The 21,317-nt window shown below is 45.8% G+C and carries 15 protein-coding genes; 4 read left to right on the forward strand and 11 right to left on the reverse strand.

All coding sequences use genetic code 11. The features are described from left to right. Positions 1 to 10: 10 nt before the first annotated feature. From MKX30_RS21715 to MKX30_RS21725, 3 genes are read right to left on the reverse strand one after another with little or no spacing between them, the layout of a single operon-like run. Positions 11 to 1,210 carry a Ger(x)C family spore germination protein gene (locus MKX30_RS21715; RefSeq protein ID WP_028541064.1) on the reverse strand — a complete coding sequence of 400 codons (1,200 nt, stop codon included), beginning with the start codon at positions 1,208 to 1,210 and terminating at the stop codon, positions 11 to 13. After that, positions 1,207 to 2,301, reverse strand: a complete 1,095-nt coding sequence (locus MKX30_RS21720) for a GerAB/ArcD/ProY family transporter (RefSeq protein ID WP_028541065.1) — start codon at positions 2,299 to 2,301, stop codon at positions 1,207 to 1,209. The genes MKX30_RS21715 and MKX30_RS21720 overlap by 4 nt, the downstream gene beginning before the upstream one ends. A 25-nt stretch (positions 2,302 to 2,326) precedes the next feature. Beyond that, on the reverse strand, positions 2,327 to 4,027 hold the full coding sequence (locus tag MKX30_RS21725; RefSeq protein WP_316243276.1) for a spore germination protein: 1,701 nt from the start codon (positions 4,025 to 4,027) through the stop codon (positions 2,327 to 2,329). A gap of 238 nt (positions 4,028 to 4,265) precedes the next feature. On the opposite strand from MKX30_RS21725, the gene MKX30_RS21730 reads away from it, so the two are divergent. The 3 genes from MKX30_RS21730 (at position 4,266) to MKX30_RS21740 (ending at position 10,045) form a co-directional block, all read left to right on the forward strand. Beyond that, the gene (locus tag MKX30_RS21730) at positions 4,266 to 4,607 is read left to right on the forward strand and encodes a phage tail protein (protein ID WP_023986902.1); all 342 of its coding nucleotides are present in this window, start codon (positions 4,266 to 4,268) and stop codon (positions 4,605 to 4,607) included. A 46-nt stretch (positions 4,608 to 4,653) separates the two neighbouring features. Then, positions 4,654 to 8,544 (forward strand): immunoglobulin-like domain-containing protein, encoded by a 3,891-nt coding sequence (locus MKX30_RS21735; protein WP_341063471.1) that lies wholly within the window; start codon positions 4,654 to 4,656, stop codon positions 8,542 to 8,544. Positions 8,545 to 8,779: 235 nt separating this feature from the next. Then, the gene (locus tag MKX30_RS21740) at positions 8,780 to 10,045 is read left to right on the forward strand and encodes an exosporium glycoprotein BclB-related protein (protein ID WP_341063473.1); all 1,266 of its coding nucleotides are present in this window, start codon (positions 8,780 to 8,782) and stop codon (positions 10,043 to 10,045) included. Positions 10,046 to 10,116: 71 nt separating this feature from the next. Here the strand turns inward: MKX30_RS21740 and nirD are convergent, their stop codons facing one another. From nirD to MKX30_RS21780, 8 genes are all read right to left on the reverse strand, one after another. After that, positions 10,117 to 10,446, reverse strand: a complete 330-nt coding sequence (gene nirD, locus MKX30_RS21745) for a nitrite reductase small subunit NirD (RefSeq protein ID WP_023986899.1) — start codon at positions 10,444 to 10,446, stop codon at positions 10,117 to 10,119. Positions 10,447 to 10,485: 39 nt separating this feature from the next. Further along, positions 10,486 to 12,915, reverse strand: coding sequence for a nitrite reductase large subunit NirB (gene nirB, locus MKX30_RS21750; RefSeq protein ID WP_023986898.1), 2,430 nt, complete (start codon positions 12,913 to 12,915; stop codon positions 10,486 to 10,488). Positions 12,916 to 13,174: 259 nt separating this feature from the next. Beyond that, the gene (locus tag MKX30_RS21755; protein WP_023986897.1) at positions 13,175 to 13,846 is read right to left on the reverse strand and encodes a DUF4867 family protein; all 672 of its coding nucleotides are present in this window, start codon (positions 13,844 to 13,846) and stop codon (positions 13,175 to 13,177) included. Next, a complete protein-coding gene (locus MKX30_RS21760) occupies positions 13,843 to 15,702 on the reverse strand; it encodes a beta-glucoside-specific PTS transporter subunit IIABC (protein WP_068941344.1) in 1,860 nt (619 codons plus the stop codon). Before MKX30_RS21760 ends, MKX30_RS21755 begins: the two co-directional genes overlap by 4 nt. A 137-nt stretch (positions 15,703 to 15,839) precedes the next feature. Beyond that, a complete protein-coding gene (locus tag MKX30_RS21765; RefSeq protein WP_023986895.1) occupies positions 15,840 to 16,799 on the reverse strand; it encodes a DUF7916 family protein in 960 nt (319 codons plus the stop codon). 42 nt (positions 16,800 to 16,841) lie between these two features. Continuing rightward, complete coding sequence (gene rpiB, locus MKX30_RS21770; RefSeq protein WP_023986894.1) at positions 16,842 to 17,291, reverse strand: ribose 5-phosphate isomerase B; 450 nt, start codon at positions 17,289 to 17,291, stop codon at positions 16,842 to 16,844. Between the two features lie 19 nt (positions 17,292 to 17,310). After that, on the reverse strand, positions 17,311 to 17,967 hold the full coding sequence (gene rpe, locus MKX30_RS21775; RefSeq protein WP_341063474.1) for a ribulose-phosphate 3-epimerase: 657 nt from the start codon (positions 17,965 to 17,967) through the stop codon (positions 17,311 to 17,313). 413 nt (positions 17,968 to 18,380) lie between these two features. Beyond that, on the reverse strand, positions 18,381 to 19,391 hold the full coding sequence (locus MKX30_RS21780; RefSeq protein WP_068941340.1) for a LacI family DNA-binding transcriptional regulator: 1,011 nt from the start codon (positions 19,389 to 19,391) through the stop codon (positions 18,381 to 18,383). A 232-nt stretch (positions 19,392 to 19,623) separates the two neighbouring features. Between MKX30_RS21780 and MKX30_RS21785 the strand changes: the two genes are divergently transcribed. Then, positions 19,624 to 21,303, forward strand: a complete 1,680-nt coding sequence (locus tag MKX30_RS21785; RefSeq protein ID WP_279835501.1) for a spore germination protein — start codon at positions 19,624 to 19,626, stop codon at positions 21,301 to 21,303. Positions 21,304 to 21,317: the final 14 nt, after the last annotated feature.

Below are 21,317 nucleotides of genomic sequence, written 5' to 3' on the forward strand. Positions count from 1 at the left end.
TAGGTGCAAACTAGTCTGCCGTCGTAATCGAAGAGCCGTAATCTTCAATATGGATATCTGTGCTAAAACGTACAGGAATGGTACTAAAAATGTTATCCCAATCCTCTTTAACCTTACGCCAAACTTTAGGATGCTGAATCCTCAACGCTTCTCCGAAACCTCCAACATCAACCTGCAGCTTTTGCATTTTGGCTACAGTTTGTTCAGTTAATGAATTCACTCTCTCTTGAAAGATACTCTCTTCTTGTCCGAGCACATCATTGCTACGCAAATTTTCTTTCTTGTTAAAAACCTCGGAAACGCGTCCCTCTGAGGTCATTTTTACTTGGAAGGAAATGTCGCCCCCCTGAACGATGGCCTTGATCCTGCTTTTCACCGCTTTGATCTCATAGGCTATATTTTTACCGGTTTGGGGATCACTACTTTTCAGCACGCCTCCAACCAATTGGCCTTTGATCCACATGAGGCCCTCGACCTCTGACTCATTCAGAAAACCACCGTAGGTTTGTGTCTTTCCCTTGATGATTCCCGCACCTGCGAGCTTGATTTCATTCTCCGCCGTAATGACATTGGGCAATATAAAGCTTCTTTTCCCCTTCATGGGCCCGACCACTTTAACCAAAGCCACGGGCTTTATCAACCGCGCGTTCCGTTTACGATTTTCGAAAATATCCTTTAAGATATAGGCAGGAATTTGACCAGGAATTTTTTCCTGAAGCGCATTGCCCGCCTTGTCTGTACTAATCAGCAGCTGGACGCTGGGCCGAATGTCATTATCCCCCAAGAAAAAGTCCAGCAGCTCATACAATGGAATTTTGCGAAGCAGACTGGAGCTGATAATAATCGTTTTCAAATGTTGTCCGATAGGCGGTCGGTTGGTTCGCAATGAAATTTCTCTTAACATTTCAAAAACGGAATCCCCCGTTTCCGTAATATTAAAAAACTTTTTAGCTTGTGGGGAGGAGCTGTTGGAGCCGCCGCTTTCCTCTGGGATGATAAATTGAAAGGTTCCGGTGATTAACTCTTTTTTCGGATAGTCTCCTCCTTTCCGTTTAATTTGTTCTTCTTGTGAAGATTGTGACACTACATCCATAGCAATGCCCGTCTCCAGATTTAGATCCTCCACCGGAGAGCTGCTCCAGCAGCCTGAAAGTGTACAGCATGTCAGGAGAGCCACCATTCCGAGTAATCCTGACTGGACTCTCTTCATGACCGCACCCCTCTCCAATGAGAAATAAGCAGCAGAGGGAGTGGAAGCAGAGCGAATAGAACGAAAGCTGCATTCCCGATCATCGTTCCAAAAGAAAATAACTCATTCAGATTTTTGGGAATTTGGGACAGGACGTAGATGAACGGGAGCAAAATAAACAGCGCCTTGGAATAAGAGCTATTCAAAATTTGAGAAACTCCGAGCGAAGCGCAATAAAAAGCAATACTGAATGTAGCAAAAATTTGCATGATCCAAATGGACAACAATAGGGATTCGAACCGTTCCAATAACAGATACTCCACTTCAAAGGAGCGGGCCAAGTCTAAAAAAGGCCAGGTTCTGGTCATAACTCCTTCCACCGAAAAGGCGCCAATGCATAAGATCAGCGTAGCTGTATAAAAAATGGTCGAGATCCCGATTGCCAGTCCGACCGCCTTAGTTGCTTTCTCCGGTTTTTCCATCCGACAAAGAATAAACAGTAGGCACTCTGTCCCCGTTAGGGTCAGGGTTGTAGTCTTGAGCGCTTTAATCACTGGCATCACACCCTCGGACAAAACAGGACGCAAATTATTCAATTCGAAAATATTCAAACTCAGCAAACATATCAATAAAAAGATAGCTGCCGTAATCGGGAATATAACTTGACATATTTTACCCAATGTACCTATCCCCCCCAAGCAGAGATACAGAGAGATCCACATAAAGGGTGCTGAAATAGCCCATACTGGAGTTCCTTCAAGCAAAAAGAACGACGTTACTTCCTCCACAGCTCGGATTTCGTATGCAGCTATACAAATAAAATAGATGACGAACAAGATGCCCAACACTTTGCCGATGGCTTTGCCAGTTATCCGCTGAACATACTGGTAAAAGGTGCTTTCTGGAAACCGTGAACTTAGTTTGACTATAATCCATCCGAACAGGAAAGTGGCAGCCCCTGCTAAAATGACGGACATCCACACATCCGGTGTTTTTGCAGTTTCAACGGCTACTCTGGGAAGAGTAAGCAACCCGGCAGCCAGCATAAAGCAAAGCACGATTTCCGTCGTCTGTAACGTTGTAATTTTATCCGTTTTTTTCCCACGGGCCATCTTGCTCCCTCCTGTGTTGTTGAACTCATCCTTGTCGCTTAGGGTCTTTATGCTTCAATAGAATGGGTCTATTTTTCATAAATTGTAACGGTGCTCGCAAAAAGTAATCTTTCCAGTCCTTCAATGAACGGGGGGCCGTTAAGCTAAGATATGGCACGCCGAAGCTGTGTAATTTAGCCATATGAATGCTCAGCATCAGGAAAAACATGATCACTCCATACAAACCGAAGATAGCAGCCGTGAACATGGCCCCAAAACGAAGAACACGCATAGAGATCCCGGCGCTGTATACAGGTGAGGCAAAGGAAGAAATCGCCGTGACCGCTACCACAATAACGAGAATCGGACTCACAATCCCGGCGTCAACAGCGGCCTGTCCAATAATCAAACCGCCGACGATGCCCATCGCTGGACCGATGGGTTTGGGGAGCCGAAGTCCTGCCTCGCGTAAAATTTCGATGGAAATTTCCATAATCAGGGCCTCAATCAGCGTCGAAAACGGAACTCCCTGTCTCGCACTGATAATGGAAATGACCAACTTGGTTGGAATCAGTCCGGGATGAAACGAGATAAAGGAAATATAGAGCGCCGGGGCGAACAGAGATATCGTAGTTGCCATAAAACGAAGAAATCGAATAAGCGACCCCGGTATCCATCGTTCATAGTAATCTTCGGGAGACTGGAGCATCATCCCGTACGTCACAGGCATAAGGAGCGCAAAAGGTGTACCGTCCAGCAGAATCGCCACACGTCCCTCCAGCAATGCAGCCATGACCCGATCCGGTCTCTCCGTATTTTGAATTTGCAGAAAGGGGCTAAGAAAATTATCCTCAATAAGTTGCTCCACATAGCCCGACTCCAGCACCTCATCCATATCAATGGTTTTGACCCGCCGCTTCACCTCATCCACAAGCTCCGCGTCGGCAATGTCTCTGAAATACACCACCATCAGCTGCTTTTCCACTCTTTTGCCGACTTTAAAGGACGACATGGCTAGTTCCGTACTTTCTCCATGCCTGCGCAGCATCGCTGTATTATCGCTGAGTATCTCTGTAAAACCGACTCGCGGTCCCCGCAGCACCGATTCCGATATGGGGTCTTCCACCCCTCGTGTATTCCCTTTGGGTGTACCCAGCACGAAAGCACCCGGTATGCCCTGAATCAAGAGTATGACTGAACCGAACAGCACCTTTTGCAAGGAGAACTGCACCTCTAACGTATGCTCTGTCTCCGATACCAGCATAACCTGACGAATAAACATATCCCGAAGCTCTTCTCCTCTCGGGAGATCTTCCCCCTCTTGCCCGGAGCTGCCCCAATCCATCAACGGCTTTAAAATATTCTGATCCATGCCAACCTTGTCCGTTAATCCATCCACAAAAAAAAGTGTGCCTACAGCGTTCAATTTTTCCAGAAAAATAGATCGTTCGTTCACGTCTGACATATCCGTAACTGCTTGTCTGATTTTTGCTACATTGGCTTCATAATCTTCGGTAAAGGTCCCTTTTACCTTCTCAGCCTCACTTACAGACGGATTACGATCTGCATGCTGCGAACGGTCTTCTTCTTCTAAAAGCTTTAATCGTTCCATACGTCTGCTCTCTCGACCATCCATCGCTCTAATTTGTCGTACCGTCAGAAAAATAATCAAAGGGATGAGGAACAAAAAGAAAGCTTCCATCCATACGTTCCATTTAGGCATATGAGTTCCGATGACCTGCCACACACTCTTTCCTCCTTCACTTCCATAGGATTTGTATATAGATTTACCTGGATTAGAAAAAAGATGCATGGGCAATGGAATAAATTTCTTTACTCACAAAAGGAATAAAAAGGTGAATTTGATAGATGAACTGTAGTGCCAAAAGTGGAATTACATGATAATATCTATTCATTCTATGACTAATGTCACAAATTTATTGAATTCGTGGGCCATTATTCGAAACTAAAAAGGAGTTGTAGGTATGAAGAATCATTTTTGGAAGAAAGCCGCTGTGTTGAGTTTGTTAGCGGTCATTTTGTTAGGGGGAACGGCGATCAGTCCCAAACAGGCACATGCAGGTTATGAGCCTTATATTGGGGAAATTACGGTGTACCCGTACATGTTCGCTCCTAAAGGTTGGCTAAAATGCGAGGGTCAGCTCTTATCTATTTCGCAAAATACAGCACTGTTCAGTCTGCTGGGCACTAATTTTGGCGGCGATGGAATGAGCACATTTGCATTACCCGACTTGCGCGGGGCTTCCCCGTTGCCGAATGTAAACTACTATATCGCAACCGAAGGGGTTTACCCATCCCGCCCTTAATGAATGTGTTCATCGGTGGGCTAATTAATGAAGAAGAGGTGATGGCGTGCTCGAAGGCAATAACTTCACACGCAACAAATTGAAACCGTATCGCTTGCTGGTTCCATTGCTGCCATTTATCGGCGGTACGTTCCTGCTCATAGGGACGAATGAGGTTCACGCTGCCGGTTGGGAAAATGTGGTGCTTAACAAGCCAGCCACATCCAGTGGCTACAGCCAGCCCTATGATCCCTCCAGAGCTGTGGATGGGTCAATCGAACCAACAAGCCGCTGGTATCAAGCCAGCAACGGTGAAAAATGGATTCAGGTAGATCTGAGAGACTGGTATATCGTAGATCGATACGTTGTTACAGGTATGGGAATCCATAACGGGTGGCAGGATCAACGTGATCCATACAGTTTCCGATTGCAAACAAGCAGCAACGGAAGTAATTGGGTGACTGTTGATACCGTCCAGAATAATGAGAGCTCTAATGTTGAAAAGAACATTGCCCCTGTAACTACACGATACTTGCGATTATATATTGATCAAGGAAATACAAGAAACAATCAGTGGGCTTCCATCATGGAATTCGCAGCTTATGGGGAGCGATTGCCCGTTCCACAGGCTCCGGGGCATTTTACAGGAACCAAAAATGGAAATACAGTGGAGTTAAGCTGGGATGCTGTTCCTTATGCAACTTCATACAAAGTCATACGAGATAGTGTAACGCTCTATTCAGGTAACTTAACCCAATTCATAGACACTTCAGCATTGCCGCCAGGTGAAGCCCTTTACACGGTTCAGGCCGTGAATGCTAAGGGGGAGAGCACTCCCTCAGAAGTTAAAGTGAACATACTTACCGATGCCGAGAGAGTTGCACAGGCCAAAGCTGCTCTTGCATTAGGCTTCGCATCTGGAGATACAGTTGATTCCGTATCCCAAAAGCTGACACTGCCACTCGCTGGATTGAATGATACGACGGTGAGCTGGAGTTCGGATACTCCTGACGTCATTACGAACGAGGGGGCTGTCACACGCCCGCGGTACGATCTGGGTGACCGAAAAGTAAAACTGACAGCTACGATTGCGAAGGGAAGCGCCTCGGATACTCAAACTTTCGAAGTTACCGTACCGAAGATAACTGCACAAGATACATTGGATCAAGCAGCAGACACCCTCTCGCTTGGCAATTTGTCTGCGGTAACAGAGAGTATTTCTCTCCCTTTATCCGGTTATGGTGGAGCGCAGATCGAATGGTCCTCGTCCAAACCTCTTGTCATTGCAGCAGATGGAACACTCACCAGACCCTCTTATAACAGTGGAGATACGGATGTTACCCTAACGGCTACCCTGCAACTTGCAGGCTTAACGAAAACAAAGAACTTTACTGCGCATGTACTCAGTCTGCCCATGAGCGATACAGAAGCCGTTGACGCAGCATACAGGGCGCTTGAGCTGCCAATGACTACAGTAACCGGAGACGTATATTTGCCAAAAGACGCTCTGCATGGTGTTCAGGTGTCATGGTCATCGACTCAGCCCCAGTTCTTGGATCATACTGGGCATGTAACATTCCCAAGCTATGTGCAGGGCGATCAGACCATCACGCTGGAAGCAGTTGTGTCACGAGGCGGGGTTGAGCTACGAAAAACATTCAGCCTGCTCGTGCCTGCACTGCCCGTAAGCGCTGATGAAGCCGTAAATTTGGCAGCTAATACACTGAATTTAGATTATCCGCAAGGGATTAAGGATTCCATCGCTCTGCCTCGTACAGGAGCATTTGACACCCAGATCGACTGGTCTTCGGATCAACCAGATATCCTCAGCAATAGCGGTCAGGTGAATCGGCCTAAATATACAGACGGTGATATGAATGTACAGTTAATTGCCATTATTTCTAAAGGTACCGCTTCTGTACAAAGAACATTCACAATCACAGTGCTGAAGGCATTACCGAATACACCTTACGTACGATTGAACGGCAGTAATCCAATTGTTCTGGAAGCCGGTGACAGCTTCACTGATCCGGGAGCCAGTGTACTGGACAGCGTATACGGCAATATCCTGATCCCTGAGCTTTCAGGTAACGGGAATGTCGATATAAATGTACCCGGTGTATATGTATTGAACTATGCTTATAGCGACAATGGAGGTTGGACAGCGGAGCCAGCAGAGCGCCATATAAACGTGCTGCCCCGTGCTGTTAGAGCCGCAGCAGGCAATGGGGATATAGCCTCTGTGGTCGTTACAGGTGCCTTACCAGGCGCACGGCTTGAACTGTACAATGCCCAGCAGGAGCTTATAGCGGAAGGAATCGCTTCGGGAGAGGGAAAATATACATTTACACCTGTGCCTGAAGGAGCCAGCTACTATGTGCTACAGAACGTAAATGGTATGAAGAGTGCCCCGTCAGGGCTAGTATATCCGCAAGGGTTAACCGCGCAGCGCGTTGCGGATTCCATCACAAGCATAACAACTCCTACAACAAGTGACACACTGCTCAGGTTGCCTGTTGTACCTGATGGTTTCCGTGTGACCATCAGCAGCAGTAGCCAGCCAGACATCGTGCGTACAGACGGAACTATTGTTCAAGCAGATACTCCTTCCGTTGTAACTATCATGCTGGATGTTATGAGGGTAAGCGATGGTTCTCGTGCGTTGACGCAAGCCATAGAAGTCACCGTCCCTGCCAAGGTAATTGCAAACACAGGCAAATCTAACAAAGATAAGAATGAGGATCTATCTGCTTTCGTACCACAGATCGGAATTTCCGAACAAGGGAAAGAGTTTTCCCTCTTTGTTCCTTCGCCGGCATTCCTGGATGAGCAGATACAGCAAGCACTTCGCGAAGGCAAAGCATACGCAGACATTCGTTTGGAGCAGGAGAAGCAACTGAGTCGTGTTATCCTTTCTCATTCTTTACTGAATAAATGGGATAAGATTGGTGCATCGGTAATATCCCGATATGGTACACTGATGATATCCGGTGACACCTTAACCCGCATGGCCTCAGGCCAGCAAGACGTTACATTGTCATTCCAGCAGGTGGATGTACAACGTGCACAGCAGATCCGTGATTGGGCTGAGCAACAATCCAGCCTGACGCTGATGGGTCCGGTTACAGACATCAAAGCCAATGTGACAGGAACCTCGTCGATCATTCTACCGCTGGATAACGAATCCTTAGGTGAGTTACACAATGCAGAGCCCCAGTTCTCCATTCTTGTTATTCATGAGAATGGCGAGCGTGAGATTCTAAAAGGGACTGCTGTAATGGATTCAAAAGGGATTTTGTCGGGTGTGAGTGTCAATACGACCGGGTTAGGTACCTTTGTCGTCGCCACAGACGCAAAGTCTCAAACCGATAATGCCAGTGTGCAAAATGACCAAATCAATTCGTCAGATTCGCAAGAGCTAGCTCAGGTATGGCCGGATGTACAAGGCCATTGGGCAGCGAAGTCCCTGCAATCTCTTGCAGACAAAGGCTGGATACAAGGCTATAAAGACGGCAACATACGCCCTGAGCGTGCTGTAAGCCGTGCAGAATTTGTAGCCATACTGACCAGAGCATTGGGAACTGCTGGAGATGAGAGCCCTTCTACCTCATTTACAGATATGCAGGGACACTGGGCTGGATCAGCCGTGGATTCTGCTCATCGTCAGGGATGGATTCAAGGGCTAACCGCTCAAACTTTCGGACCTGATGAGAGTCTTACCCGTGAGCAGGCGATGGTGATCCTGTCACACGCGATGCAGAATCAGATATCCATTTCCAGTACTACTGCACTGCAATCCTACAAGGATGAGCAGCAGATTTCAGCATGGGCCTCCGCAGCATTTCAAAATGCAGTATCCTCCGGTTGGATCAGCGGTTATCCAGATGGAACACTCAAGCCAAAAGCAGCCATCAGCAGAGGTGAGATGGCTGAACTGCTGGTACGTATTCTTAAATAAGACTTTTCAAGCTTCATACATCAGATGAGTATAAGCAAATACAACGCGGCCTCCAAGCTTTTCGGGGGCCGTATTTTTTTATGTATATTTTATGTACAAGCCTCCAACAATCATTTTTGCTTGTTTATTCACCCTTTTCGCTTCAGTAAATATATTATGAATATCTGCGAAGCGGGGCGATGAACCACCTATCACCTCTACAGTAGGAAGAATGATAAGGAGGAGATATTTGAGCATGAAACATAAAAAACCGTTCAGGTTCAGTGGTGCTTCAAAAAAAGACGAAGACTGTAAACCAACAAGAGTAAATAAAAGTATCGAAGCTCTTCTCAGACTGATTAATGAATTGACCGCGATCATCCCCGTCGTATTCGCAAACCCCTCTGCGGCTAATGTATCTTCCTTGCAACAGATTTTAAGACGTTTGTTGTCTCTGGCGAAAAGCTTAAGACTTAGAGGCGGGGTTAAGGCAGACTTGCTGGCAGCGCTGGAGCTTGCTATTGTTGCGTTAGAAGCTACACCTTTCTCTCCGATCGGCGTAGGTACTGCACTGCAACAATTGCTGGATGCCCTATTGTCCATCGTTTTACAAGAATCCCTTGATCCTGCTCTTAAAGACAGCTTAATCAGCGCGATCAGAATCGCTGGAACGACGGTTAGCAACGTATTAGGTGAAACATACTTGTCAGGGGAGTCCGGTGCACAAGGACCTCCTGGACCTGTGGGACCCGGCGGTGCGCCTGGACCCGCAGGTGGACCAGGGCCACAAGGGCCTCCCGGACCTATCGGCGCCGCTGGACCTATCGGAGCACCCGGACCTGTTGGCCCTGCCGGGCCCGTGGGGCCTGCGGGGCCCATTGGAGCGGCTGGACCTGTTGGCGCCGCCGGGCCTATCGGGGCCGCTGGACCGGAAGGCCCGGCCGGACCTGTCGGCGCCACGGGTGCTGCGGGCGTTACAGGGATTACCGGAGCCACCGGCTCGGGAGCCATCATCCCGTTTGCTTCAGGAGGACCTGCTATACTGACAACTGTTCTTGGCGGAGTGGTAGGAACCACAAGTTTGATCGGCTTTGGGAGCTCAGCAACAGGTATTAGCCTCGTAGGCGGGGTCATAGACCTGACAGGTACACTTGTAGGACCTCTGATTAACTTTGCTTTTTCCGTACCACGGGATGGCGTAATTACATCTATTACTGGTTACTTCAGTACAACAGCTGCATTAACTCTCGTGGGTTCAACTGCGACAATTACTGCCCAGCTGTTTAGTTCCCCAACACCTAATAACACTTTCACAGCAGTTCCGGGAGCTATCGTTACATTGGCCCCTCCACTGAATGGCATTGTTGCTTTGGGAACGACCTCTAGCGGCATTACTACTGGTTTGGCTATCCCCGTAACCGCACAGACTCGTCTGCTCCTTGTCTTCTCTGCAACAGCTACGGGACTTTCCCTCGTAAACACTATCGTAGGTTATGCAAGCGCAGGCGTTACCATTACCTGATCCAAGACGAAAAAAGGGCCCCACAGGATTGTTCCTGTCGAGCCCTTTTTATTTGTATTCCAACAGACGAACTAAACCGTTTCGAACGATATTTTTACTTCTTCTCCCTCTTCACAAACGGCGAACGTTTTAATTTGTCCGTGATCAGGCTCTTGAACGATGCCCGTCTGCAGATCAATTTTCCAGTCATATAAAGGATCATAGATATAATGACCAGATACTATAGCCTCTGTAAGAGGACCTCCTTTGGGATGAGGACTGCTATTTTCAACGGCATAAAGCTCATTCTCCGAAGTGCGGAAAACAGCAATTTCAGTACCTTTGATATGGATGGTACGCCCTATTCTGATCGGAAAATCCTTACTATGACCGACGACAAGCCATTCGGCATTTTTGATCATTTGCTTGATCGCTCCCTTCCTCAGGCATTTTAGATACAATTACACAATAGACGGGGTGACAACCTCGAATAAATTTTTGCGTGAATCCTCATCATTGATGATCTTTTTCCAAGGGTCTTCGACCTGTTGTAATGCAAATTCGATGCGTTCTACTAAAGCTTGTCGATGATCTGTATCATGAACGACAGCCTTCTGAATCTCCTCCAGACCGATCCGTTCCACCCACTCCGAAGTACGTTCCAGGTATTGTCCTGTTTCCCGGTAGAGTTGCATTACGCTTCCTACAATATCAATCAACTCGGCGTCGGTTTTTACTTTACAGAGTGAATCAGCCAACCGCGCTTTAATACCGCCATTACCACCGATAAAGATCTCCCAGCCCCCATCATTACCTACGATTCCGATATCTTTGGTACATGATTCCGCACAGTTGCGTGGACATCCATTAACCGCTAATTTGAATTTTGCCGGGAAATCCAGTCGTTCGAATTTCCGTTCCAACACTTCTCCCATTCCCATCGAGTCCTGTGTGCCAAACCGGCAAAATTGTGATCCAACACAGGTTTTAACTGTACGAAGTGACTTCGCGTAGGCATATCCCGACGGCATATCGAGTTCTTCCCATACTTTAGGCAGATCCTCTTTACGGACACCGATCAAATCAAGCCGCTGTCCTCCTGTTACTTTAACGACCTTAACGTTGTATTTAAGAGAAACATCTGCTATCTTCTTCAAATCTTCTGGGGTCGTTACACCACCGTACATTCTAGGAACAACTGTAAACGTTCCATCCTTTTGAATGTTCGCGTGCAATCGCTCATTTACAAAACGGGAATCTCCCTCATTTTCATAGGTATCCGGGTTAATCATTCCCAGATAGTAATTCAGCGCTGGCCGACATTTGGAGCATCCTTCATCATTATGCCAACCCAGTACATTCATAACTTCACGCGTTGTTGTCAGTCCTTTGGTTTTGATCGCTTCCACAATCTCGTCCCGACTCAAAGTTGTGCAGCCACATATTCCTTGCTTGGCTGACGTCTTGAAGCTGTCTCCAAGAACGTACTGCAGAATTTGCTCTACAACCGGCTTACACCCTCCACAGGAACGCGTTGCTCCGGTACATGCCTTAATTTCATCGACTGTGGTCAGTCCATTATCATTAATCGCATCCACAATCGTCTTTTTGGTTACACCGTTACAGCCACAGACAATTTCGTCATCAGCCATCGTTTCAGCGGATAATGATTTCGCCCCGTCCTTGCTGCATCCAGTACCCATGATCTGTCCATATATCTCATCTGTCATCAATGTTTGCTGACGCACATATTTTTGAAGGCTAGCAGATTCGCTCACATCGCCAAACAGTACAGTTCCAACAATCTTATTTTCACGAAGCAGCACTTTTTTGTATGTGCGCTTCCACTCATCCTTTGCCACAATCACCGTATGTTCAGGCTGGGTTATGAATTCGCCAGCTGAGAAAACATCCACCCCTGAAATTTTGAGCTTGGTGGAAACCACCGATCCCATATAACCTTCAGTATCCGCACCTGCCAAATGTTTGGCAATTACACTCCCCTGTTCAAACAGCGGAGCTACCAAGCCGTAACAGGTTCCGCGGTGTTCAACACATTCCCCTACAGCATATACATCCGGCACGGAGGTTCTCATCAAATCATCGACTACAATACCACGGTTCGTTTCCATACCACTTTGCACAGCCACCTGAATATTAGGTTTGATCCCGACGGCCATAACGACCAAATCCGCTTCCAGCTCGCTTCCGTCTGAAAACCGCAGTCCTTGTACCCGATCTTGACCGTACACCTCCGCAGTTTGCATTTGCATAGCAAACTTGATTCCCTGGCGTTCTAGTTCTGTTTTCAGCATCGCAGAGGCTTCCCGGTCCAGCTGGCGTTCCATCAAATCCTCCATTAAATGAACGACCGTAACATCCATACCCAGGTTGACCAAGCCTTTAGCTGCTTCCAGCCCCAATAGGCCTCCACCAATGACAGCTGCCTTTTTAAAGGTCTTTGCTGCCTCAAGCATTGCCGAGCAATCGGCGATATCTCGGAAACCGATGACACCCGGTAATTCTTTACCCGGAATAGGCAGAATAAATGATTGTGAACCAGTAGCTACCAAAGCTACATCATAATCAATTTCCAGTCCGTCTTCGGTGCGAATCTTCTTGTTCTCACCGTCAATGCTTTTCACCATTTTTCCTGTATATAAAGTAATCCCTTGATCCGCGTACCATTGCAAATCGTTCAGTATGATATCATCAATCGTTTTACTACCTTCCAACACATAAGAGAGCATGATCCTGTTATAGTTCGGATGCGGCTCATTTCCCAGGACCGTAATTTCATACTTATCCGTTAATTTCAAAATTTGTTCGACCGTATTGATACCAGCCATCCCGTTCCCTATAACCACAAGTTTTTGTTTACTGTTTATCATATACCGGTTCCTCCATTCATTCGACGATGCTTCCTATCCGACGACATCTCCTACGTTCCTATGAATATTGCTTATGCTTCTATTTTAATGCAGCAGATAGAGCTATATGTGATTAGAATCACAATGTAGTTCAAATTAAAAATATTTAGGGATTTCCCTATTCTGCTTCAAGGGATAAAGGTAAGCAGCTGAAATTGAGTTAAAAAAAAGGACCAGCTAGCTGGTCCCTTAGTTTAATTTATGAATGATGGACTTTGACTCAAATGGGTGAAATATTCAGCAACTTCCCGTGCAGCCCGGGATGGACGCCAGCCGCGATTTTTTCCATCTGTGTACTATGAACCATAAGAAATTTATTTTTCTTAGTCAGCAGTAGGTTCCCCCGGCTACCTTCTCCCGCTTCAAGTGGCATATTCGTTCCTGCCGGAAGGATCACAATCGTCAAATATCCTTCACTGTCAACTTTACAGGGAGCATAATGAAGTGTCGTTGAATATATCTCGACAACCGTGTTTTTAGGCTGAAAAAACACCTGAACATTTGCACTGTCATAGGAATTGTCCTCAATGTCCTGTACTCTGCCGACAAGATGAATACAGTCTGTAGCGGCAATCACCACCTCGCTGCCCTGATGATATTCCAGCCCGGTCAGACCCGTATTCTGACCTGCGCAAAAACCAGCCTGAATTGGAAGTTGGCCGTACACCTCATCTTGAATCCGGTGAATTACACCGAAGTCTTCGAGTTCTGCGACCGAAGGTACATAATGGTTTCCCTGATCGGGTACGCTGGTCGTTTCTTTTGCATACTTGATAAGCTCTGTGGTATTAAAATGAGGCAGCAGCCTTCCATACGGGCGGAATGCTTCGCTCATTACCTCATAAATAACCAAAGGTGCATTGATTTGATTTAGTCTTTCCGTAGTCTTCATAGCTTGACCTCCAGCAATGAATCTCCTGTGTACACTCGGTTATTTCCCAGCACCTTAACGTCAGAGTATTCGGCTGTATTCGTCACAATAATCGGTGTAGTCATGTCATAGCCCAGAGCTTTAATTGCTCCAATATCAAACTCGACCAGCAGTTGACCTTTGGTAACCCGATCCCCTTCTGAGATATGCGTTTTAAAATGCTGTCCTTTCAACTTGACGGTGTCCATACCGATGTGAACCAAGATCTCCGTTCCTCCATCCGATACAATACCAATCGCATGGCCTGTACGGAAGGCATTAGCTATAGTTCCGTTGAATGGAGAGAGCAGTTTGCCATCCTCAGGCACAATAGCAACGCCTTTACCCATGGCTCCAGTAGAGAACACTTCATCAGATATCTCGGATAACGGTTTGACAGTACCCGTCAGCGGGCTGGAAATATTCTCGTTCGTTAGCGCAGGAGCTGGGGTTGCAGCTTCTTTCTTCTCTTCATGGACTGCAATCATTTCTGTTTCCATGGAATCATTAAATCCAAAGAAATACGTGGTAATGGCTGTGAATATATAAGCTACGATAATGGCAATTACGAATCCGGCAAATCCTGTGCCGAAGAATATCGGCAGGGATGCCAAGCCCGGTATACCTGGAGCAATTGCCACGGAACCCGCCGCACCTGTGATTGCCCCGGCGATAGCGCCCCCGATAATAGCCCATACGAACGGTTTTTTGTAGCGGATACTAATCCCGTAGATGATCGGTTCCGTGATGCCAAACAAACCTGTTATCGCTGCAGGCCCGGCAATCGCTCTCACTTTTGGATTTCTGGTTTTAAGGAATACACCCAGTGCCGCACCTGCTTGTGCAAAGTTAGAAGGCGCAAATAATGGTTTCAAAGTATCATGACCGTATACCGCAATGTTATTGTACATGATAGGAATAAACGCCCAGTGGAGCCCCATAACAACTAACATCTGCCACCCGGCACCTACAATGACTCCCGCTACAATCGGACTCAAATTGTATAAGAAAGTGTAACCCTTAGCCAGCCCCAAGCTCGCATATATTCCAATTGGTCCAACCGCAATCAGAGTCAAGGGAACAATGACCATCAGACAGATAAGTGGCGTTATAAAATTTTTCACGCTATCATGAATTACTCTATTCAGGAATTTCTCAAGAATGGATAGCAACCAAACCGCGATAATCACTGGAATAACCGAAGAAGTATAACTCATAAGAACAACAGGAATATTGAAGAACGAAATATCCGTTTTATCGTTATACAAAGTAATAATATTCGGATACACCAGAGCCCCTGCTACCGCAAGCGCAACAAAGGTATTGGCTCCAAATTTCTTCGAAGAGGTCACAGCAATCGCGATCGGCAGGAAATAAAAGATACTGTCTGCGGCAGCGAACCAGATCGAATAGACACCACCTGTTTTGGTGAGCCATCCTAACGAGACGAGCATTAATAAAAGCCCTTTCAAAATCCCCGAAGCTGCCAGTGCCCCCAAAAATGGTGTAAAAATACCGGAAATAATGTCCACCGTTTTGTTGAACCAGTTGCCTTCAGGAGCAGCGGATGCATTCGATTTGTCGTCATCTCCAAGGCTACTGATCTTTAAAATGTCTTTATATACGTCCCCTACCGTATTTCCAATGACCACTTGATATTGTCCACCGTTTTCAACAACTGTAATAACCCCGGGAATATTTTGTGTTTGGTTCTTGTCGGCCTGATCCCTGCTATTTAATTTAAATCTTAACCGAGTGGCACAATGCACCAAGCTAGAGACATTTCCTTCTCCGCCAACGGACGCTAAAATGTCTTTTGCCAGTTTTTCATCGGACATACTGCTCGCTCCTTTAATCCTCATTTGGCATCTATGAAAGTAAACGTTTACATTGATGGTGGTAATTCAAAGACTCTACGCGCACTCCAAGGAGTACGAAAAGAATATAGAGTCTCTGAATTACACGGGGTCAATCGTTACCGGCTTCTTCCTACCATTCTCTTGATTGTATGTCTGCGTCCTTTAATGGACAGCGCAAGCTGGTATACGTTCTCAGGAAGAGGTGTTCCTGCATAACCACCATCTCCAATGGCATGAATATCCGCGCCCGTCTGTTTCATCATGAGTGCGATCCAGGCAATCGTTTGAACATCTGCCCCTTCAACTGAGCTGTTCAGGAAAGAAAGAGCAAGCGTTCCGGGTTTATATGAATGGACAAATTCTACACATTGTCTGACGTGCTCCACTGTAATACCATGTCTGGAGCCAGGTGCAGGCAACGTAATAACGTCAGCACCAGAATCGATCAAGTCCTTAATAATTTCATTGGAAGGTCTCTCGCTCAGTGGATCACCCAATACTTTCTCAATGGTTCCGTCTTCCCATTTTCCGGCGCAGATCAGGATTTTGTCTCCCAGTGTTTCTTTTGCCAGCTTGGTAGCCTCAATGATCCGTTCAAAGGTTGTACCTGCGGAAGGATTTCCTCCCAATACGATAAAGTCAGCTCCAATCTCTAAGGCACGCAGGAAGTTCTCTCTGGAAGCGATTCTTCCTTCTTTGGCCTCCACATATTGTTCTCCCGCAACCTGAGCATCCGGGCTTGGACACTCAAAATAAATACCGAGCGGAACACCGGCCCATTCCTTGATTTGCTTCAGGCTATACGGCTTATCAGCCAGCTTGCCATGCTTCATTTCACGCAATCCGATATTGGATTCTTCCTTGATCATATCAAAGCCATTCAGCATAACCATATCTGCGCCGTAAGCTGCTTGGATCTCCGCATTGGTAACGCCATCGACCAGGCCGGAATTCAGCATCACATGATGCTGTCCCATAATGACGCGCCCTTCAGAAGCCAGAATGGATTCTTTTAGATCTGCTGCGCTAAATTTCAAAATATCCGTTTTCGTGCTTGCGATTAATCTTTTTGCCAATGTAATCTCCTCCAAGTCATTTATGTTTTAAGTGGTCGTTCGTCAGCACAAATGCTGTTCCTCGATGTCGGATATCATCTTGATGCGGTCGCCATGGCGTCCTCCTTCAAACTCAGCCTCCAGCCATGATTTCACTATCATTTTCGCCAATTCGCTTCCGACGACACGTGCACCGAATGCAAGAACATTTGTATTGTTGTGCTGCTTGGACAGCTGTGCAGAGTAAGGCTCGCTGCATACTACAGCCCGAATTCCCTTGACTTTGTTGGCCGAGATGGATATTCCCACGCCTGTGCCGCAAATCAGAATGCCTGCGTCAGCCTGCTTTCCGACCACAGCCTCTGCAACGAGCTTTCCATACTTCGGATAGTCGGTTCTTTCTGAAGTTTGCGGTCCATAGTCCATGACCTCATGACCCAGTTCATTAAGATAAGTTGAAATCGTCGTTTTAAGCTCTACAGCCACATGGTCGCTACCGATGGCAATTTTCATGGCTTTATTCCTCCCCGAATTAGATATTTTTTAATCTGTTAATGATGGTTTTGTAAGATTCTTCTTTACCAAACAAAGTGGATGTCCCCAGTACGAATCCTTCAACCCCGTAGTGTGCCAATTCGTTGATCTTCTCTTCGGAGATAGCCCCATCAACCACGATTGTATAATTCAATCCCTTTTCGTGTTTAAAAGCTTGCAGCGCTTTAATCTTGTCGTTCACGAAGGGTAAATATTTTTGCCCTGCAAAACCCGGATTTACGGTCATGACCAACACATAGTCAACCATGCCAAGTAAAGGTTCTACTACAGCAATGGCTGTCCCCGGATTAAGAGCGATTCCCGCTTTTACCCCTCTTCCAACAATTCGGTCAATGGTGCGCGTCGGGTGCATATCGGCCTCCGGGTGAAAATAAATGATGTCTGCACCCTTATCAGCAAATAAATCAATGTAGGCGGAAGGGTTGTCTATCATCAGATGTACATCCATTGTTTTTTGGGTTTGTTTACGGATAAACTCCAAATCCTGAAGCCCCATTCCGAAATTAGGGACAAATCTACCATCCATAATATCAATATGATAAATATCCACATTGGCTTCTTCCAGCGCGTTTACTTCATGTTCCAAGGAGCTGAAATTAGCGCACATCATGGAAGGACATAATAACATACTCATTCATAATCACCCTTCTTCTAAAATAGAGTAAACGATTACTCAAACGACATAATCTGTTTTCGATTTTCCAAAAAGCAGCAGTTGATCTTTATGCCCTTTTGTATTGAATAAATCAGTAGAGAAAACGTTTACCCATTGAAAAAAATAACAACAGTTCATGGCTCGAACTCCATCACTTGTTGGTTTCTCACACATCATATGGATTCTGAACTCTCTTGGGTAAACGATTACATTTAACATAATTAAAGTTATCATTTTCTGATATTGTTGTCAAACCATTTTTTTGTTGGAAATTAAACGGGAAAGTTTACAGCATAATAGAGCACAGCTCGACCATCTTACTCTGGAGAGGTAAAACAGTACCTATGCTCACCTCTCCCTTGGCTAATGCAAGATGATATCTGACCACGAAACTAGGTGGTACTGCGTTGTATCAATCGTACTGGGATGGAATAATGCTGCTCTTGTTCCATCTTGTCTCCACTCAGCATACGAAGCAGCATACTGGAAGCTTTATCTGCAAGTGTTTCTTTATCCTGTTCAATTGTAGTCAATGGTGGATTACAGTATTGGGAAATTGTGTCATTATCAAAACCCACTATCTTGACTTCACCGGGGACCTGTACTCCGAATTTCTGTAACGCCAGTAATCCGCCCAAAGCCAACCAGTCATTAGTTGCAAAAATACCGTCAAACCGCAGTCCTTTTTCCAAGACATGTTTAATAGCAGCCTGTGCGGTCTCCAGAGTAGGCCCATCATTGCGAACTGCAACCAAGCGGTCCTCGGATGGATGCAGTCCATGCTTTTGCAGAGCATCTTTATACCCGTAAAGACGCTCATTAACAGAGGATAGATTGTTTTGCTTGGTCAACAGCAAAATTTCCTTGCAGCCTTTGTTAATCAGCTCCTCTGTCGCCAAAAATCCACCCTCATAATGATTGGACTCAATAAAAGCTACGTTCGTATTAATCTTTGGTCGTCGGTCAATACATACAATTGGAATGGGACGTTTAAGCAATTCCGCAGAAAGCTCCTCCTGACCCGAAATGCAGATCAGACCATCTACCATTTTTCCATCCAAAGTTTTCAAATATTCTCGTTCCTTCTCCGCATCTTTAGCAGTATTACATATAATGGTAGAATATCCTTGTTTAAAAAAGAAGCTTTCCACTTTTTGTACAATGACTGAAAAAAATTCATTATTAATATCCGGCACCAAAACGCCAATCGTCTGTGATTTACTCATCCGCAGGCTTTTGGCGATGCTGTTAGTCTCATATTGGTACTTTTGGATTACTTCAACAACCTTCTGCCGTGTTTCCTCAGAGAAGCGACCATTCTCGTTAATCACACGGGAAACCGTAGCTACAGAAACTCCACTTAACCTGGCAATATCCTTTATGGACACTTGATTTTTTTTCATATTATTTCCCTCAAATAATTATATTGAGTAAACGTTTTCCTGATTGGAGATTAACATAATCCTAATATGGGTGTCAACTGACACACTAGCATAGAAAGAGTTTTCCGCCAAAATACGAAGAGACCACAAGTCAACATACCATTTAATGAGTAAATACAACCTTTATAAGGAATACTTTAGGAACAACTTGTATCTTAAGGAAAAATGAATTAATCGTATGGAGGTGATCATCATGTGGTCTAAAATAATTTCTTATATTCCAAGCTGGAGTACACTCTTTCAAGCAGGCCTCGCGTTGATTATTCCTTTAGGGATTTATTATATAAACACCTCGATTTATTCGTTTGTTGGCAGTAAGGGAGCGAAATCCAAGCATTCTTCTGGTCGTTCTCTTTCCGACGAACATAACGAAGGCCACGCTGATCAGCAGCATGAACCAAGCTCCAAAATTACAGGGAATTATGATTCCGACTTAAAGTCGATCCAAGAAGCTATAGGCGAAAATAGTGATGTGCATTTTCGTGAGTTTGTAGTAAAGAAATATCATGCACGGTCCGTTTTAGTCTTCATAGATGGTATGCAGGATGAAAAGCTAATGAGCAAGCAGGTATTGGAGGTCTTGATGTTTGACGGCCAGCAGGCCCCACAGGAACAGCAGGAAAGTATAAATAGCTCTTTTATAAAAGAAAGCTTGATGCCGCTTACGCAAATTAGTGAAGTTGCTGATATGGAGGACCTGCAGGAGTCTATACTTTTAGGGCATACTGCCTTATTAATTGAAGGAATGAAGGGAGCACTGCTGGTAGGCTCGCCTAATGGCGCCATTCGCTCCGTCAATGAACCAACCTCTGAAGCATTACTTCGGGGTCCCAGGATCGGTTTTACGGAGGTATTAAGTGAAAATACTTCGATGCTTCGACGCCAAGGCATAAACAAAAGTCTGGAAATGAAGAAATTCCAAGTGGGAAGCCGAATCAAAAAAGATCTGGTTGTCGCGTACATCAAGGATATTGTGAATCCGGATCTCCTCGAAGAAGTAAACAGCAGAATTTCAAAAATAGACATGGACTTTTTAGCTGAATCCGGTTATGTGGAGCAACTTATTGAAGACAATTATTTAAGTCCGTTCCAGCAGGCTCACAACACTGAGCGCCCCGACCGTGTCATAAGTGCTTTGTTGGAAGGAAGAGTAGCGATTCTGCTGGATGGTACTCCCTTTGCACTTATTGTTCCGGTGACCTTCAGTATGCTACTCCAATCTCCCGAGGACTATTATGAGCGCTGGATTCCAGGGACACTTTTACGCGTGTTACGATTTTGCGGAGCTTTTATAGCGCTTATGGGTCCTGCTTTATATATCTCTTTCATATCGTTTCATCCCGGTTTGATTCCAACCAAGCTGATTATTAGCATCATCGAGACCCGTCAAGGCGTTCCTTTTCCATCTGTCATAGAAGTTATGATTCTGGAAATCTCTATCGAAATCCTGCGGGAAGCCGGCATACGATTGCCCAAACCTATCGGTCCTGCCATGGGCATTGTGGGAGGCTTAGTCATCGGCGATGCTGCTGTCAATGCGGGCATTGTTAGCCCGTTCCTGGTGATTGTGGTTTCGGTTACTGCCATCTCTTCGTTTTCGATACCGACATATAGTGCGGGCATTACCTTGCGTCTTTTGCGTTTCGTCGGCATGCTATTTGCAGCAATCCTGGGCATGTTTGGAACCGTATTGTTCTTTCTGTTAATTTGTATCCATCTGACGAAATTAAAAAGCTTTGGCGTACCGTATGTGACTCCCTTCTCCCCTATGCGTCCAAGCGACTGGAAGGATGTGTACATTCGAGCCCCTATATCTCTGATGAAACGAAGACCCGTTATGATGAAAACTCAGCAAAGCAAGCGCAAATCATAGCACCCGGAGAAAGG

The organism is Paenibacillus sp. FSL P2-0173 (assembly GCF_038008045.1).
Lineage (GTDB): Bacteria > Bacillota > Bacilli > Paenibacillales > Paenibacillaceae > Paenibacillus > Paenibacillus polymyxa_B.